Raw genomic sequence first — 15,766 nt, 5'->3', positions numbered from 1 at the left:
GAGGATGAACAGCAGGTCGGACAGCCGGTTCAGGTAGGTCGCGGTCAGCGGGTTGGTCGTCTCCGGCTGGGCATCGAGCAGCGCCCACACCGACCGCTCGGCGCGCCGGGCCGCCGTGCGCGCGACGTGCAGGAGAGCCGCGCCCGCACTGCCGCTCGGCAGCACGAACGAGTCCAACGTGGGGAGCGCCTCGTTGTAGCGGTCGCAGGCGGTTTCGAGCCGTTCGACGTACGACGGATCGATCCGCAGCGGCACCCATTTCGGGTCGGCGACGATCGGCGCCGACAGGTCGGCCCCGACATCGAACATCTCGTTCTGGATCGCGGTGAGCAGCGTCGCGACGTCCGACTCCAGGTCGCCCAGCGCGATGGCCACGCCGAGCGCGGAGTTCGCCTCGTCGACGTCGCCGTACGCCACCACCCGCGGATCGGTCTTTGCCGCCCGGCTGAGGTCGCCGAGCGCGGTCGTGCCGTCATCGCCCGTGCGGGTATAGATCCGGGTGAGGTGAACGGTCGAGGCCTGTCGTTTGCGCTCCGTCATGCCAGCGACCATACGATGCCCGTCGTGGAGCGGTTCGAGATCACCGGTGGCGCGCGCCTGCGGGGCGAGGCGTCGGTCGCCGGCGCGAAGAACAGCGTGCTCAAGGTGATGGCCGCCTCCTTGCTCGCGAGCGGTACGACGAGGCTCACGAACGTGCCGCAGATCGGGGACGTGCCGATCATGGGCGAGGTGCTCCGCGGGCTCGGCGCCGAGGTGTCCGGCGAGGCGCCGGACGTCGAAGTGCGGGTGCCCGACCAGCTCGGATTCGAGGCGGACTACGAGCACGTCCGGCGGATCCGCGGCTCGGTCTGCGTGCTCGGGCCGCTCCTGGCCCGGGCCGGCCGCGCGCGGGTGGCGCTTCCCGGCGGCGACGCGATCGGCTCCCGGTCGCTCGACCTGCACATCATGGGGCTCGAGCGGCTCGGTGCGGTGTTCGACAACGTCCACGGCTACCTGGTCGCGGAGGCGCCGGTCCTGCGCGGCGCGCAGATCTGGCTGGACTTCCCCAGCGTGGGCGCGACCGAGAACGTCCTCATGGCCGCGGTGCTGGCGAAGGGCACGACGACGATCGACAACGCGGCGCGCGAGCCGGAGATCGTCGACCTGTGCCGGATGCTCGTCGCGATGGGCGCCCAGATCGACGGCATCGGCAGCTCCACGATCGAGATCGAGGGTGTCGAGTCGCTGTCACCCACCACGCATCACGTCGTACCCGACCGGATCGTTGCGGGGACCTGGGCGTTCGCGGCGACGATGACGAGGGGCGACATCCGCGTGCGCGGCGCGAACGCGAACCTGCTCGAGATCGTCCTCGACAAGCTGAGCCAGGCCGGCGCGGTGGTGACGACGTACGACGACGGGTTCTCGGTGAGCGCGGCGATGCGCCCGCGCGCGGTCGACATCGTGACGTTGCCCTACCCGGCGTTCCCGACCGACCTGCTGCCAATGGCGATCGCGCTGAACTCCGTGGCGGACGGCGTCGCGTTCGTGACCGAGAACATCTTCGACGGTCGGTTCCGCTTCATCGACGAGCTGGTGCGGCTCGCCGCTGACGTACGCACCGATGGCCACCACGCGATCGTGCGCGGCCGCGAGCGGCTGTCCGGCGCGCCCGTGCGGGCGACCGACATCCGGGCCGGTGCGGCACTCGTGCTCGCCGGTGTGGTCGCCGACGGCGTGACCACGGTTGCCGACGCCTACCACGTCGACCGTGGCTACCAGTCCTTCGTCGAGACACTCACCGGGCTGGGCGCGCAGATCGTCCGTCGCAGCGACGAGATGCTGCTTTAGCGCCCACACGCTCGCAACCCGGTCGATTTCCACGCATTTGCCCGGCGAGGCAACCGGACACGTGTCTCGTGCGTCTCATACCGTGACAGGACGCCCGCAGCAACCGGAAGGCGTGCTCATGCCGAGAGAAATGTCGCTCGACGCTCCCGACCTGGATCTGTCCGCGCTCGACCTGATCATCACGGTCGAGGAGCCGGGCCGGCTGGTCGCGCTCGACGGCAGGCTCTCGGCGCGGACGGTGTCGGAGGGCCGGGCCGCGCTGGTCGAGGCGATCTCGATCGGCACCGGCGACCTGGTGGTCGACCTGTCCGGGCTCGCGCTGGTCGACGCCAGCGGGCTCGGCGTACTTGTCGGCGCGCACCGGCTCGCGCTGCGCAGCGACCGGCGCATGTTGCTCCGCCGGGTGCCGGAGCGGATCGACCGCCTGCTCTCGCTCACGCACCTCAACCGGGTGCTGTGCCTCGAGCAGGCGGCGCCGGCTGTCTAGACGTCGTCGAGGTTGAACGACCCGCCACCGGTCGCCGCCGCGCCGCCGGCGGGGGGAGTGGTGGTGCCTGACTCCGGCGGTGCGCTTGCCGTGGCTGCGGCACTCGCGGCGTGCGCGTCGAGGGCATCCAGCGCCGCCGTCACTGCCTCTGCCGATCCGCCCGAGCGCTGCTGGGCGTAGTACGCCGCGCCCAGGTCGCGCAGCAGCGAGTCGTGGTTGCGCTGGGTCTGCATGTCGTTCAGCTTCGTCTGGCCCTGCTGCACGCCCTGCTGTGCCTTGACCATGGCCTGCTCGGCCTGCTGCTTGACCTTGTCCATGAAGCTCATGTCGTTGCGTCTCCTTGTCGAGGTGCGGATCTGGCGCCCGGAGCCCTGCTCCGGACGCTACAAGCCGATGCCGGCGAGCGGGCCCTTGCGGTCGTTGCCGGGTGCGTCGATCACCCGGCGCATGGCTTCGCCGAGCGAGTGGATCGAGGTCGACTGCAGGATCACCGTGCCGTCGCCGCGGAAGGTCGCGAGGTTGATGCCCTCGCCGCCGAACATCGCGGTCATGGCGGTCTGGGCGTTGAGCCCACCGATCCGCTCGATCGTGTACTGCACGCTGTCGGTGAACGCCACGACGTTGCCGGTCTCGGCCTGGATCGTGCCGCCGTACTTGGCCGGGTTGAGCTCGATGAAGTTGCCCGCCGCGGCGACGAACAGCGTGCCGGCCCCGGTGAACTTCTGCAGGACGAAGCCCTCGTGGCCGCGCAGGCCCATCCGCAGGCCGGTGAAGGCGATGTCGAAGTTGATCGTCGACTCGGCGCCGATCATCGCCCCGCGCTCGGCGAACCAGCCCACCGAGCCGTCCATCTCGATCGCGCGCAGCTCACCCGGGATCGTGCCGGCCAGCGTGACCAGCCCGTTGCCGCCCTCGGCGTGGTAGTACTGGAATGCCAGGCCTTCACCGGCGAGCACGCGCTTGCCGACGTCCATTGCCTTGGCAAGGAACCCGCCGCCCGCGGCCGGCGCACCGGCCTGGTTGTTCTGCGGCTGGGACAGCCGGGTCTCCATCGCGACGTTCGCGGTCTTCCAGCGGAACGTGCCGCGGTCGCCGTAGACGGTCTGCCCCGGCTCGAGCTGGACGATGGTCATCTGGTTCGCCGTACCGACGATCTTGTGCGCAAGCATGAAGACTCCCCACCCGTTCGATATGACCTGGCCGGACCCTATCCTCGCCCGCTCTCTACGTCATCGCCTCGGGCGTCCGGGTCAGCCGCCAACCCGCCCGTCGATCCGCTCCCGGATCAGGTCGGCGTGCCCGCAGTGCCGGGCGTACTCCTCGATCATGTGGACGATCACCTCGCGCAACTGCAGCTGCGTGCCGTCCCGCATGGTGCCGCGGACCTCGAGATCGGCGTTCGCGACGTAGTCGCGGGCGAAGGCGACCTCGTTGTTCCAGGCCTCCCACGCCTCCGCGACCTGGGCGGGATCGCCGGTCGCCTGGTCGAACGCGTCGTCGCGGCCGCCTTCGCGCACCCAGCGCCGCGGCACGTCCTCGCCGGCCATCGTGCGGCGAAACCAGCCGCGCTCGACATCGGCCATGTGCCGGACCAGCCCGAGAAGCGACAGCGTCGACGGCGGCACCGAACGCCGGGCCAGCTGCTCGGCGTCGAGGTCGGCGCACTTCATCTCGAGGGTCAGCCGGTAGGCGTCGAGGTAGTCGAGCAGGGTCGACCGCTCGTCGGTGAGGTCGGTGCCCGAGTAGCGCGGGTCGTCCGCCGGCGCCACCCAGGAGTTGGGGTGCTCGGGGGATTTCGACCAGCGGGAGGGGGAGGTTTCGGTCACAGTTGCACGATAAGACGCGGGTGCAAACCGCTTGCCCGCAGCGATCAGCCGACGGTGCGCGCCCAGCAGTCGATCGGGTCGCCGTCGTCGAGCGTCCCGGTCTCACCGGTGAGGGCATAGCCCTCCCCGGCGTATAGCGCGCGGGCCGGCTCGTTGGTGCGCCGGGTCCACAGCGAGAGCCGCGACCAGCCTCGCGCGGCGGCCTGCTCGGCCAGACCGGTCATGAGCGCGGCGCCGATGCCTTGACGCCGCCGGTCCGGATGGACGAACACCATGCTGATGTGCGCGTGATCTCGGGCGACCGACCCGTCGGCGCCGCGCCAGGGCTCGGCTTGCGCCATGCCGACGACATCGCGACCGTCGCTCGCCACGGCGACGAGGACTACCGCGTCGGCGGCGGATAGCTTCTCGCGGATTCGGTCGATTCGCTGCGCGGTCGGCGGCAGCTCGTGCGCGATGTTCGCAGCGAGCCAGACGGTCAGCGCCGGCTCGAACTGGTCGCTCGTCGCCAGCCGCACGTCGACACCCACCGCGCCGAGACTACGGATCGTCGACCGCTCAGCCGGGGTCGCGCGAGCCGCCGTACGACGCCACGAGCGCGTCGGCGACTGCCGCGGCGTCTGCGTCGGCCGGCTCGGCCGGATACTCGGGCAGCAGGTCGTCCCACACCGGCAGCCACGATCCGTACAGCTGGGCTTGGCCTTCGGGGCGGGCGAAGAACCAGACGTGCAGATGCGCGCCGCCGTCCCCGATGCGGTAGACGTGCGAGCGCGAGATGTTGGGCCGCGCCTCGATGTGGCGGGCGATGTGCACGGCCAGCACGCCGAGCTCGGCGGCGCGCTCGTCCGGGAGGTCGGCGAAGTCGTGGTGATCCCGCGGGTAGAGCATCAGAACGAGCGGGACACCGACGCCGCCGATCCGCTTCATCCGCCAGTGCGGGTCGAACCAGATGCCGTCGTCCCGCGCGCGGCACGTCGCGCAGTCGGCCGGGTCCTCGTCGCGCCGGGCCGGCTCGGGGACGACCGGCGGCCGCAACCGCGACACGCGCAGGCCGTCGACCTCGAACGGGCTGATGTCCCATCCGGTCATCCGGGCCAGCGGCAGTCGCTGCTCGCCGTCGGCCACGGCAATCGCATGTTCGTAGAACTCTTTCGGAGTCATCGCCACAGTCGCAGCGTATGGCGGTGTGGTGTGTGCCGCCGAGCCGCCGTGCGGCTCAGCCGTTTTCGAGCGGCAGCAACATCAGATCGGTCGCGGGCCGGAAGCCGAACCTCGCGTAGAGCGGTGCGGCCTGCTCCGAGGGCGACAGCACGATGCGAACCAGACCCTCGGCGCGGGCGCGATCGACCAGCGCCGTGAGCAGTGCGGTGCCGACACCTGCGTCGCGGTGCTCGGGTACGACGTACAGATTGGCGAGGTAGCCCCAACGGCTCGGCGGCCGCCCCGGCGACGGCATGCGGTCGAACATCTTCAGGTTGACCATCCCGATCGCCGCCGGGCCGTCGACGGCAAGCCACCACCAACGGACCGCAGCCTCGCGGACGAACCAGTCGCGGTATGCGGCCACGAACTGTGCCGAGCTCTCCTGCTCACGCCATTGCGCGCGCAGCGCGGCAAGCTGAGGGACGTCGTCGACATCTGCACTGCGCACCTGCACAGCCGTCAGTATCCGCGGCCCACGCAGGCGTGCTGCATCGCAATCCTGCTCGCATCGAGGCGCCGCCGCCGACACTGTGTCACCATTGACCGAGAAGATCGCGAGAGGAGGTGGTCCGGGTGAGTCCCTGTCATAGTTCGCGCCCGCCCGCTCTCGTGCATCAGCGCAGCCATTGAGCCGCTGCACCTTCGATGAAGTCGCGTAGCCGGCGCCGTGCGCCCACGCCCCAGAACCTGATCCACACCTGACTCGACGGTCGCCGCAGCCGTTGCTGCGGGCCAGGTCCGTCACCGCATCACCTACCGTGCGCGGCCGGCCGGTCGCGCTGAGCTGAAGGAGGCGACATGGCCACGACCCGCACCGCCCGACGACTCGACGTGCCGACAGATAACCGCGGCCTGCGCCTGCCGACCATCACCGGCGAGGAGTTCGGCGCCTGGTCCGAAAGCATGGCAAGGTTCTTCGGGACCGCTCGTTACCTGGCCATCCAGACCTGCGTCGTGATCGTCTGGATCATCCTCAACCTGCTGCCCATGCTGCACGTGATCCGGTGGGACCCGTACCCGTTCATCCTGCTGAACCTTGCGTTCTCGACGCAGGCCGCCTACGCGGCGCCGTTCATCCTGCTGGCACAGAACCGGCAGGCGAACCGGGACCGGGTCCAGATCGAGTCCGACCGGGCGCAGACGGTGCTGCAGCGTGAGTCGACCGACTACATCAGCCGCGAGATCGTCGCCGTACGGCTCAACCAGGGCGAGGTTGCGACCCGCGACTACGTGCGCACGGAGGTGGCCCGGCAGCTCGGCGAGCTTCGCGAGCTGATCCGTGAAGACCTGCGTTCCGAGCTCACGGAGCTGGCGAGCGCCTGAGCCCGGCCGGCGTACCGGCTAGTTGCGCGCCACCTCTCGGTACCTCGTCTCCAACGAGGAGTAGACGACGAAGACCAGCAGGCCGACCGCGCAGAGCGCGAGCACCGCGTCTCCCCAGCTGTGGCTGGCGAGCGCGGTCAGCTCGCGGTCCAGCCCGTCGGCGTGCCTCGGGTCTCCCTGTACGGCGGCGATCATGAAGAAGACGCCGATCGGCAGGAAGACCAGGGCGCGGGCCGGGATCCCGATCGCACCGGAGGCGAGCACGAGGCGGCGTACCCAGCGTGGTGCGTCGTCGATCGCCATGCCATCGACGTAGTCGCGGTCGACGCCGGTCCACACCTGGTACGCCGCAACGATGCAGACGACGATCCCGAGCGCGAACACGATGACCGGCCCGCCGGGCAGATGCAGCAGGTCGGCCACGGTCTGATGCTGCTGTTGCTCCTTGCCGGTCGAGTGGTTGCCGAGCGCGTAGGACAGCGGGATCCACGCGAGCACGAGGTAGAACAGGCCTTGGAGGACCGTGCGCAGCCGGGTCCACACCGAGGACTCGTTGTCCTTCCACGCGGCCCGCAGGCGGGTCACGCCGAAGCCGGCGAACCCGGCCGCGGTGACGATCAGTACGGCGATGCCGAGCGGCGCGTCGGCGACGATGGCGAGCGCTCCGTGCGCGTTCGGCTGCTGATCGTTGCGTGATGCGAGCGCGAGCCGTGCGATCAGGTAGACCAGCAGCAGGTAGAAGCCGGTGCGGGCGGCGAGCCCCAGCCGCGCGAGCCCGATCGCGAGCCGGTCCGGCCGGCGCAGCCGGCGGACGGTCGCCGCGTGCCGGCGGGCAGCCGAACCCAGCTGGGAGAGCACGAGGGACACTTCCGGCTCTACCCCGAAAAGCGCTCCGCTGATCATGTCTCGGCGGTCGAAGTGGGTCGGGATCGAAGCCTGCTGCGTCGGCCGGGCGCTGTTCTACTGTTCTGCCGGAAGCGAGGACTGTTCTGCCGGAAGGGAGGGTTCGGTGCGGAAGAAGTTCACGGCGGCCCTCGAGAAGAGCGAAGCGCCCGGTGGCTGGACCTATGTCGTGATGCCGGACTCGGCGGCGTTCTTCGGCACGCGCGGCCGGGTGAAGGTGCGCGGGACGGTCGATGGCGAGGCGTTCGAGAGCTCGTTCATGGCTCTCGGCGACGGCCGGCACAAGCTGCCGGTCAAGGGGAAGCTCCGGGACGCGATCGGCAAGCAAGCGGGCGACACGGTCACGGTGGTGCTGCTCGAGCGGCTCAGCGCCTGAACGACGCGGCCGCCGCCGCTATCTGCGCTGGCACAGGACGTCGACCCGCACGGACCGGGTGGCTACGACGGTCACCACGTGCGTGGCGGTGCATTGTCCACGACGGCCATCGATCATGAACGCGGGTGAGCTGCCGGACACGTCGTACCGGCCTGGTTGGGCGTCGAGGGCGAAGGCGCCGCTGCTACGGGGATGGACGACTGCCACGACGTGACCGTGTGCGCTCAGCGTGACGACACCGGGCTCGGGCGTGGGTGGCACGCCCGCCGGGCCGCCGACCGCGATCAGGTGGCCCACGACGGTGCCGGGGGAGTGCTCGAGCACCTCGAGCAGCCGGCGGAACGCGCCGGTCGGGCCGATGGCCGGGAGCGACACGCCGTCCCGCCAGACCGCGACGTCGACGCACGACGTGCCGGGGTAGACCAGCTTCCAGGAGTGGCCGCCGGAGCGCAGACGTACGGTCAGGACGTCGCCGCTGATCTGGATCCCGCCGAAGCAGGTCGAGGGCGAGTTCGCGACCGGCGACTGGTCGAAGTCCCGGATCAGCGACTGCCGCTGGTTCGCGTCCAGCGTCGCGGTGACGTAACCGGTGACATGGCCGAGGTGCGCGAGCGCGTCCAGGCGCGGCCAGGTGTAGGTGCCGGAGCTGGTGCTGACGCCTGATTCGTCGATGGCCTCGGTCGCCGTACGGACCGGGTGCGTGTCGACCTCTGCGAAGGATGCGATGGCGCTGCGGGTGGCGCTGATCCGCTCGATCTCGACGTAGACCTCCGAGTCCTCGATGTACGGCGGCGCCGGTATCTCGGCATAGGTGAGAAACGCGAAGTCGGCCGGATCCGAGCCGGCGCCCGGAGCGCCGTACCCGGTCAGGCGGTATCGCGACGGCGCGTTCTTGAGCGCGTCGTACACCGCAAGCGGCGTGCCCGGCGCGCTCCAGTAGCGGCGTTCGACGATGAGGTCGCCGACGCCGATGACCTCGCCCGGCTTCGACAGCCGGGCGGGTGGGTGTGCGAGCGGTTGCTCGCCGGCGATCCGCGCCACGGTGCCGGCGAGCCAGCGGGCGTAGGCATGTGCCTGTCTGGTGCGCTCCTGGGTCGCCTGGACGTATGTCGCCGATCCCGATGGCGCTGCTCCCGGGTGCAGAGCGTGGCTGGGCGCGCCGGCTGTGCAGCCGGCGGTCACGCCGACCGCAGCCGCAATCAGCGCGCTCGCCCGCAGCGACAGCCGCATAGTTCTTGGACGTCCTCCGGGATCGTCTGGTTCTCCTGTTGTGGTCAGTGCACCCGGCGGCGGCCGCCGCGGCGGCTCAGCCGCAGGTAGGGCCGGATCGCCCAGGCCGATGGCATCGAGCTGCCGGCGCCAAGATCCACGCCGCATACCGCCGGACCTGGCGGCAGAAACCGATCTGCCGGTCGAGCTCGGCAAGACCCGCCGGACGTCGCCGGCGAGCATGGTTGCTCACCGGTCCAGGATGTCAGGCAGAGGTGAGAACTGATGAGGATTCGCGACGCCGCGTTGATGTCGCGAGGTTGCTCGTCGTACTCGTCAGGCGGCCAGCGTGAGCATCATCATGATGTCGTCGCGATCGTCCTCGGGTCCCAGCCGCAACGCCGCCGGCCATCGACCGACGATCTGCCAGCCCAGGTTGAGATAGAAGCCCTCGATGCCCTGCCCGCCCCTCACCGCGATGTGCAGCTGTTCCAACCCCAGCGATCTCGCCGTTCGTGCGGTCTCCGCAAGGAGTTCGCGCGCGTAACCGAGGCCTCGGTACCGCAGGTCCGTCTGCACGCGCGCGACGACGGCCCAGTGCGCGGTCAGCGGCGAGGTGTTCAACTGCAGGATCAACCAGCCGATCAGGTCCTCGCCGTCCAGCATGACCAGCAGTCGGTGCTCGGCGCCGAGCGCGGAACGCATGTCCTCGGCAGCAGCTCGTACCGTCGACTCGTCGACCGGAAGGAACGGGAACCCGACCGCGCCGCCGGCGTTGGACACTCGGGTCCAGCATCCGACCAGGTCCGCCAGCCGGTCGTCGCTCAGCGAAGCAGGCTCGGTGATCCATTCCATCCGGGTGGTTGGGCGCACCCACCCAGTCTCGCGTGAGCACCGCGGTGCCGGTGAACCAGGTTGCGGCGCCCGTCACCGTTCCCACCGCAGCCGCTTCGCCTTGAACGAACGTGGTGGCGGCGACGTCGCCCGCTTGTGTCATCTGCTCAGCGGCTGAACTTGCCCGGCCGGCGGTTCGGGTTGCGCAGGTAGGGCTTGCGCTGCCAGGCCTTGGGGAACACGCGCGGTGCGAAGAACCACGCGAGGAAGACGCGTACTCGCTTCCAGAATCCCGCCGGCGGGGAGTCGACCGCGATCAGGTCTACCGGCTTGCGGCGATGTGCGCGATTGCTCACCTGCCCAGGATGCCTCAGCCACGAGGCCTGCCGTTCAGGCGATGAGGAGTCGAAGCCCGAGATCCGCGGCGTCGAGGCCGCCGAGGTCACGGTTGCGTTCGGCCCAGCGGCCGGAAGCGAGGTCGTCTCGGAGGTTGCGGACGGCTCGCTGCTCGATGTCAGGGCCGAGCTTGGCCCAGATCGAGATGCCACGGCGTACGTGCTCGTCCAGGTAGGCCTCGGGGCGTCGCCAGTAGGCCTCGAAGAAGCCGTCCTCGCAGTCCCACGGGATGAGCACCGGCTCGATGCGCGCGCCGATTGCCTGCGCCTGTTCGGACAGGGACGGGCGCCCGACGAGCGTCCCTGTCAGCTCGGGTAGGTAGTCGCGGGTCAGCCAGAACCGGTTGAGGTTGCTCAAGTCGAACGTGAACACGACCGCGCGACCGGCCACGCGTTTCATCTCGCGCAGCCCGGCGATCGGATCCTGCCAGTGGTGGACGGTCGAGACCGCCATCGCCGCGTCGAACGTACCGGTCTCGAACGGCAGGTGCTCCGCGGCGGCGGCAAGCGAGGGTGCGGCCTCGCGTGGGCGTTGCGAGCGCATGACCTCCGACGGCTCCACTGCGAGAACGACGCGGTCGGTCGGCTCGTACGATCCGCTGCCGGCGCCGACGTTCACCACGGTCCGTGCGTCGCCGAGGGCAGCCCAGATCTGCGCAGCGATTCGCGGATCGGTCCGTCGGGTCGTGGTGTAGGTCGTGCCGATGGTGTCGTAGAGCTGCGCGCTCGTCATCGCTGGTGCCTCTCCGTGTCCGTCCTCAGCATCGTCGCAGAGCGCTGTTCACGATCACGAGCGGATATCCCAGGACGGCGCCTGCGGTTCGTCGTTGTACACGACGATGTCGGCGCGATCAGCCGGCTGAACCGCGTCGGAGTAGAGCTGTTGCGACGGGCCGTAGCGAGCCCGGAAGCGTCGCTCGACCTCGACGCCGGTTCCGTACAACGCCGCGTCGCGAGTGCGCGCGCGTTCGACGGTCTCCTCGAATCCGGCGGATACGAAGATCGTCAGGTCCCACCGGTCGATCAGCTCCGGGCGCAGCAGGAAGACGCCCTCGAACAGCAGCACAGCATCGACCGGCGCGGTCGTGACCGGCTCCGACCGCGCTGCATCCGTGCGGTTGTCGTAGACCGCGTGCCGGAACGCGCGGTTGCCCCCCGGGCCGAGCGGGTCGAGCAGGACTCCTCGGAGCGCGTCGTACTCGAAGTTGTCGTAGTAGTTGGCTTCCGCGGACAGTTCGCCGCGGCGGTAGCGCTGCGACCGCGGCAGCAGGAATCCCTCGATTGAGGCTCGGATCACGAAGCGACCCTGCTCGCGCAGGATGGCGGCGAGCTCATCCGCAAGCGTGGTCTTCCCGGCCGCCGGGCGCCCGTCTACGGCGACACGCGTCGGATGCCCGACGGCGACGGACGCGATCCGCGCTGCGAGGCCGTGGAGCATCTCGGTCCGTGCACGGGTGGATACCGCCCGCGGTACGTAGCCGTTCACAGATCAACGAAGTTCTTGCGCGAGCCCGATCAGAAGTCCTTCGGGGCCGCGGATGTAACAGAGCCGGTACATGTCCTCGTACTGCACGACTTCAGTGCTGACGAGTCGCGCCCCCTGTGCTTCGAGCCGAGCAAGCGTGTCATCGAGGTCGTCCACGGCGAACATCACCCGCAGGTAGCCGAGGGCGTTGACGGGAGCCGTCCGGTGATCGGCGATGACCGATGGCGTCAGAAAGCGTGAGAGCTCAAGACGGCCGTGGCCATCAGGGGTGCGCATCATGGCCACTTCGACCCGTTGCTCGCCGAGGCCGGTAACGCGGCCGGCCCACTCTCCTTCGGTCACGGCCTGTCCTTCGAGCTCCAGCCCGAGGGTGCGGAAGAACTCGATCGCGGCTTCGAGGTCCTCGACAACGATGCCGACGTTGTCCATCCGTTGAACCGCCATGCCGGCGCAGCCTACAGACGACCCAGAATCGCCGGGGTACACCGGCATCTTCGGGCAATGGGTGACACAGCTGCAGAGCCCTGCTCGGAGTTGGACGTCGCGAAGGCGACGGTTCTCGAGCGCTGGCCGTCAGCTTGCCGCGGGAGTCATCGGGCTAGCCGCGAACAGCGTCCAGTCGCCGGGAACACCCTTGAGCTGACGTGGGCCGACCTCTGTCAGATCGATCCCGGCACCCGCGACGAGGTCCTTTACCGCTTGGGTGACGAGCACCGTGCCAGGGTCGGCCTGCCCCATCACGCGGGAAGCCACCACGACCGCCAACCCGGCGACCTTGCCGTCGACGTGTTCGCACTCGCCGGTGTGGACACCGGCCCGGACGTTCAGCCCGATGCGTGACACCGCGGCGACGATCTCCTGCGCGCAACGTACGGCGCGCGCCGGCCCATCGAATACGGCGAAGAAGCCGTCGCCCGCAGTGTCGAGCTCCCGACCGCGATGGGTCCCGAGCAGCGCTCGGACGGTCGCGTGGTGGACCTGGATGAGGGCCGCCCAGGCACGGTCGCCCATCGCCGCGAGCTGCACCGTGGAATCGCCGATGTCGGTAAACAACATCGTGGTCAGCATCCGGTCGAACATCGGCTGGGTGCGAACCGATCCGGTGATGAACTGTTCGATCTCGTTCAGCACGGCGTCGGTGTCACCGGAAAGCAGCATGTGGTCCGGCCCGGCGATGTCGAGTAACCGGGCGCCCGAAATCTGGCCGGCAATCCACTCCGCCTCCTCGACCGGCACCAAGGGGCCACGGCGGATGACAAGGGTTCGGCTGGCGATGGTGGACAGCACTGCCCGGACATCGGTCGCGACCTCCATGTCGTAGAGCGCGAGCGCGGCCTGGGGGGACGCACTCCGCCGTTCGGACGCGGCCCACCATTGCACCCAGGTCGGGTCCGTGGCTCGGCTCGTCGCGGTGCTCGGCATCGTTGTCGCGACATACTCCGAGTCACCCCACGCCTCGAGGATCTCGGCGCGGCCCTCGGTGACCTCCTCGGGCGTCAACCCCCACGGGTAGTCAGGGGCAGCGTGGCCGCAGACCTGGCCGTTGTAGATCACCAGTGCGGAGACCCGGGCCGGGTGGGTGGCAGCGTAGAAGCAGACGAGGCTCGACGCGGCCATGCCGAGGGAGAGCAGGACGACCTGGGTCGAGCCGACCGCGTCGAGCACAGCGGTGAGATCGTCGGAGCGCGCGTCGAGGGTGGGCAGGACTTCACCGATCGGGTCGGACAGGCCGGTACCCCGCCGGTCGAAGAGGATCAACCTGCCGAACCCACCGATCCGCTCGAAGACGTGAGCGAGGACTCGGTCCTCCCAGTCGTGCTCGATGTTGGCCTCGTGTTTGCGCAGGAACACGACGTCATGTGGACCGTCACCAAAAGTTTGATAAGCAATGGAGAACCCATCGGGAGTGTGCGCATACCGCGTGACAGGCACCACTGCGCACCACCTCCCGCAACAGCTTGATCCTCCACGTCGACACATCCGACAGGCAACCACGAGATCGCATGGCCCATTGGTGGGGCTGGAGTCCCACGCATGGCCCATTGGTGGGGCTGGTCTCTGTCGCAGCTGTCCGCCCGACTCAGCCCGGCGCAGCCAGTCCACGGTGCGAGTGCCCCGGCCCGATCCACCATTGCGGTGAGATTTCTCGGAGAACCCCACCGAGCGGAGGTGGCACCCGCTCCGTTATGGCATCACTTGCCAAGCAGTGCGCGAGGAATCGCTGCGAAAGTCCTACGCGAGGGCCCTGATGGCGTCGTAGCCGACTGTTAATCGCGCCAACACGATCCAGGAGTCACGGAAGGCGGTGGATCTGGCCTTCCTCAGCGAGCGCGATTGGACCGTGGAACACAGTAGCCGCAGCTGCGAGAGACTTTTCTCGGTCGTTGCCCGGCCAGAAGTGAGTCAGCAGCAACCGGCGTGCGCGAGCCTCTCGCGCGGCTTGTCCCGCCTCTCGGGCGTTGAGATGGAACTTCGGTTGTCGGTCGGCCGTTCCCTGAGCCTGCTCATCGCCGAACTCTCGATCGGTCGCCTCCACGACGTAAAGGTCCGCGTCCCGGCCTAACTCGGCAAGCGCCGGGTCCGGTCCGCAGTCACCCGTAAAGGCGACGGTGAACTGCTCGCATTCCAGCCTGATCCCCGCGTTGGGCACCCAATGCGGGAGCGCAAACGATCGAAGCCGCAACGGACCAACGTCGTAGTCGCTGTGGGGCAGCGGATGCCAGTCGAAGACTTGTTCAAGGTTGGATCGGCTTTGCTCGGGATCTTCTTCCATCGACACCAGCATCTCGATCACCCCGGCAGGTGAGTAAAGGGGAATCGGCCCTGCGCGCCGAGCTCCGAACCAGCGAGCACGAAACAGGCCGTGCAAATCGGCGGCGTGGTCGGCATGCCGGTGAGTGACCAATACAGCGTCGATGCCCGCGGCGTTGGTCGTGCCAACGTAGGCGAGGAGCCTACTCAGGGTGCCGTATCCCAGATCGACCACAACCCGGAAGCCGTCACTCTCCACCACGAAACCGCTGCAGGCTCGACCGGGCTCCGGCCAAGCCCCGCAGCTGCCTAAGACGATCAGATGACCCGTCACCAGAATAAGTCTCTCAAAGGCAATGCGCCCGTGATCGTCCAATGCCTGCGTAGCGAGAAGGCGGGATGCGTTCGGACTTCTCGGCCGCCGTTAGGTTGACGACGTGCGGTTGGTGGTGGCGCGGTGGGCACCTATCCAACGCTTGGGCAGTGGTTCCGATCATTGATCTCCACCGTGCGCCCGTCAGGGTCGTGGAACAGCTGACGACATCCCCAGGACATCTGCTCGTGCGTCCCCGAGGCCTCCATTCCAAGCGCTGTGAGAGCGGCGACGACCCGATCCAGCGAATCGACGTAGAAGCCGACGAAGACCTCTCCCGGTCGGCGGTGCTCGAGTGAGGCGGTTGGACCGGTCGCTTGATAGATGGCAAAGTGCACCGGGCCGAGCTCCGCCGCGTAATGCGTCGGGCCGTCATCGTGTCGCTCGTCGACAAGGGCAATGCCGGCCGATCGGTAGAACTCGGCGCACCTAGGTGCATCTGAGGCGAACAACACGATGGATGCGACTTCGGCGGTCATGGGCTCACGTTCTCACACGGTCGCCTGCGGCACTGAATCCGTGCTGACTTTCGTCGCGACGATCCACATGAAGCGGACCCTCTGACCGTCGCCATCGTCCTCATCGACAACGTCCAATGTGGCACGCTCGCGAACGGCACTTCGGTCGTTCCCGTTTCAGCACACAACCTGGCCCAACACGCCGCTGAGACTGGTGTCCTGCGGTCGATGCGCGGCGAGTCGCAAGCGGTTGTGTGCAGAAACGGGGGCGGGCGATCGTGCGGGAACGCCGGATACGTTCGAAGTTCGCGG

General features: G+C 68.9%; 21 protein-coding genes. 4 read left to right on the top strand and 17 right to left on the bottom strand.

The window, feature by feature from the left end; genetic code table 11:
* A partial coding sequence (locus VME70_04710; protein ID HTW19500.1) for a cob(I)yrinic acid a,c-diamide adenosyltransferase occupies window positions 1–540 on the bottom strand: 540 nt, incomplete at its 3' end.
* A gap of 15 nt (window positions 541–555) precedes the next feature.
* Between VME70_04710 and murA the strand changes: the two genes are divergently transcribed.
* Both murA and VME70_04700 read left to right on the top strand, forming a co-directional pair.
* Complete coding sequence (gene murA / locus VME70_04705) at window positions 556–1,830, top strand: UDP-N-acetylglucosamine 1-carboxyvinyltransferase (GenBank protein HTW19499.1); 1,275 nt, start codon at window positions 556–558, stop codon at window positions 1,828–1,830.
* 82 nt (window positions 1,831–1,912) lie between these two features.
* Window positions 1,913–2,317, top strand: a complete 405-nt coding sequence (locus VME70_04700; protein ID HTW19498.1) for an STAS domain-containing protein — start codon at window positions 1,913–1,915, stop codon at window positions 2,315–2,317.
* On the opposite strand, the gene VME70_04695 is transcribed toward VME70_04700, so the two are convergent.
* The 6 genes from VME70_04695 to VME70_04670 all read right to left on the bottom strand — a co-directional run bounded on the left by VME70_04695 (window position 2,314) and on the right by VME70_04670 (window position 5,800).
* Window positions 2,314–2,643 carry a hypothetical protein gene (locus VME70_04695; protein ID HTW19497.1) on the bottom strand — a complete coding sequence of 110 codons (330 nt, stop codon included), beginning with the start codon at window positions 2,641–2,643 and terminating at the stop codon, window positions 2,314–2,316. The two genes, VME70_04700 and VME70_04695, sit on opposite strands and share 4 nt — an antisense overlap.
* A 57-nt stretch (window positions 2,644–2,700) precedes the next feature.
* On the bottom strand, window positions 2,701–3,486 hold the full coding sequence (locus tag VME70_04690) for an AIM24 family protein (protein HTW19496.1): 786 nt from the start codon (window positions 3,484–3,486) through the stop codon (window positions 2,701–2,703).
* Window positions 3,487–3,567: 81 nt separating this feature from the next.
* Window positions 3,568–4,143 carry a DinB family protein gene (locus tag VME70_04685; protein ID HTW19495.1) on the bottom strand — a complete coding sequence of 192 codons (576 nt, stop codon included), beginning with the start codon at window positions 4,141–4,143 and terminating at the stop codon, window positions 3,568–3,570.
* A 44-nt stretch (window positions 4,144–4,187) separates the two neighbouring features.
* Complete coding sequence (locus VME70_04680) at window positions 4,188–4,673, bottom strand: GNAT family N-acetyltransferase (GenBank protein HTW19494.1); 486 nt, start codon at window positions 4,671–4,673, stop codon at window positions 4,188–4,190.
* Between the two features lie 28 nt (window positions 4,674–4,701).
* Window positions 4,702–5,310, bottom strand: coding sequence for a hypothetical protein (locus VME70_04675; GenBank protein HTW19493.1), 609 nt, complete (start codon window positions 5,308–5,310; stop codon window positions 4,702–4,704).
* Between the two features lie 49 nt (window positions 5,311–5,359).
* Window positions 5,360–5,800: a GNAT family N-acetyltransferase gene (locus VME70_04670; GenBank protein HTW19492.1), complete on the bottom strand. Its 441-nt coding sequence runs from the start codon at window positions 5,798–5,800 to the stop codon at window positions 5,360–5,362.
* Window positions 5,801–6,144: 344 nt separating this feature from the next.
* Between VME70_04670 and VME70_04665 the strand changes: the two genes are divergently transcribed.
* Window positions 6,145–6,669 carry a DUF1003 domain-containing protein gene (locus VME70_04665; GenBank protein HTW19491.1) on the top strand — a complete coding sequence of 175 codons (525 nt, stop codon included), beginning with the start codon at window positions 6,145–6,147 and terminating at the stop codon, window positions 6,667–6,669.
* An 18-nt stretch (window positions 6,670–6,687) separates the two neighbouring features.
* On the opposite strand, the gene VME70_04660 is transcribed toward VME70_04665, so the two are convergent.
* Window positions 6,688–7,527: a DUF1206 domain-containing protein gene (locus tag VME70_04660; protein HTW19490.1), complete on the bottom strand. Its 840-nt coding sequence runs from the start codon at window positions 7,525–7,527 to the stop codon at window positions 6,688–6,690.
* Window positions 7,528–7,678: 151 nt separating this feature from the next.
* Here VME70_04660 and VME70_04655 point away from each other — a divergent pair, with 151 nt between their 5' ends.
* Window positions 7,679–7,948, top strand: a complete 270-nt coding sequence (locus VME70_04655) for a DUF1905 domain-containing protein (protein ID HTW19489.1) — start codon at window positions 7,679–7,681, stop codon at window positions 7,946–7,948.
* 18 nt (window positions 7,949–7,966) lie between these two features.
* Here VME70_04655 and VME70_04650 read toward each other — a convergent pair whose 3' ends face one another.
* The 9 genes from VME70_04650 to VME70_04610 form a co-directional block, all read right to left on the bottom strand.
* Window positions 7,967–9,178 (bottom strand): hypothetical protein, encoded by a 1,212-nt coding sequence (locus tag VME70_04650; GenBank protein ID HTW19488.1) that lies wholly within the window; start codon window positions 9,176–9,178, stop codon window positions 7,967–7,969.
* Between the two features lie 315 nt (window positions 9,179–9,493).
* Entirely contained in the window at window positions 9,494–10,030 is a 537-nt protein-coding gene (locus VME70_04645; protein ID HTW19487.1) for a GNAT family N-acetyltransferase, read from the bottom strand.
* Between the two features lie 128 nt (window positions 10,031–10,158).
* Window positions 10,159–10,347 carry a hypothetical protein gene (locus VME70_04640; GenBank protein HTW19486.1) on the bottom strand — a complete coding sequence of 63 codons (189 nt, stop codon included), beginning with the start codon at window positions 10,345–10,347 and terminating at the stop codon, window positions 10,159–10,161.
* A 34-nt stretch (window positions 10,348–10,381) separates the two neighbouring features.
* Window positions 10,382–11,119, bottom strand: coding sequence for a methyltransferase domain-containing protein (locus tag VME70_04635; protein ID HTW19485.1), 738 nt, complete (start codon window positions 11,117–11,119; stop codon window positions 10,382–10,384).
* Window positions 11,120–11,173: 54 nt separating this feature from the next.
* Window positions 11,174–11,824: a uridine kinase gene (locus VME70_04630; protein ID HTW19484.1), complete on the bottom strand. Its 651-nt coding sequence runs from the start codon at window positions 11,822–11,824 to the stop codon at window positions 11,174–11,176.
* A 51-nt stretch (window positions 11,825–11,875) separates the two neighbouring features.
* Window positions 11,876–12,316 (bottom strand): VOC family protein, encoded by a 441-nt coding sequence (locus VME70_04625; GenBank protein HTW19483.1) that lies wholly within the window; start codon window positions 12,314–12,316, stop codon window positions 11,876–11,878.
* A 129-nt stretch (window positions 12,317–12,445) separates the two neighbouring features.
* Complete coding sequence (locus VME70_04620; GenBank protein HTW19482.1) at window positions 12,446–13,804, bottom strand: adenylate/guanylate cyclase domain-containing protein; 1,359 nt, start codon at window positions 13,802–13,804, stop codon at window positions 12,446–12,448.
* 361 nt (window positions 13,805–14,165) lie between these two features.
* Window positions 14,166–14,957 (bottom strand): MBL fold metallo-hydrolase, encoded by a 792-nt coding sequence (locus tag VME70_04615; GenBank protein ID HTW19481.1) that lies wholly within the window; start codon window positions 14,955–14,957, stop codon window positions 14,166–14,168.
* 131 nt (window positions 14,958–15,088) lie between these two features.
* Window positions 15,089–15,475 (bottom strand): VOC family protein, encoded by a 387-nt coding sequence (locus VME70_04610; GenBank protein HTW19480.1) that lies wholly within the window; start codon window positions 15,473–15,475, stop codon window positions 15,089–15,091.
* Window positions 15,476–15,766: the final 291 nt, after the last annotated feature.

This window comes from Mycobacteriales bacterium (assembly GCA_035504215.1).
Lineage (GTDB): Bacteria > Actinomycetota > Actinomycetes > JAFAQI01 > JAFAQI01 > DATAUK01.
The sequence above is the reverse complement of the archived record's forward strand: the minus strand, read 5'-3'. Positions and strand labels throughout refer to the sequence as shown.

Coding starts and splice junctions, on each gene's coding strand:
- murA (HTW19499.1), top strand. CDS start 556: ATGCCCGTCGTGGAGCGGTTCGAGATCACCGGTGGCGCGCGCCTGCGG.
- VME70_04695 (HTW19497.1), bottom strand. CDS start 2,643: ATGAGCTTCATGGACAAGGTCAAGCAGCAGGCCGAGCAGGCCATGGTC.
- VME70_04690 (HTW19496.1), bottom strand. CDS start 3,486: ATGCTTGCGCACAAGATCGTCGGTACGGCGAACCAGATGACCATCGTC.
- VME70_04665 (HTW19491.1), top strand. CDS start 6,145: ATGGCCACGACCCGCACCGCCCGACGACTCGACGTGCCGACAGATAAC.
- VME70_04650 (HTW19488.1), bottom strand. CDS start 9,178: ATGCGGCTGTCGCTGCGGGCGAGCGCGCTGATTGCGGCTGCGGTCGGC.
- VME70_04635 (HTW19485.1), bottom strand. CDS start 11,119: ATGACGAGCGCGCAGCTCTACGACACCATCGGCACGACCTACACCACG.
- VME70_04630 (HTW19484.1), bottom strand. CDS start 11,824: ATGCTCCACGGCCTCGCAGCGCGGATCGCGTCCGTCGCCGTCGGGCAT.
- VME70_04625 (HTW19483.1), bottom strand. CDS start 12,316: ATGGCGGTTCAACGGATGGACAACGTCGGCATCGTTGTCGAGGACCTC.
- VME70_04610 (HTW19480.1), bottom strand. CDS start 15,475: ATGACCGCCGAAGTCGCATCCATCGTGTTGTTCGCCTCAGATGCACCT.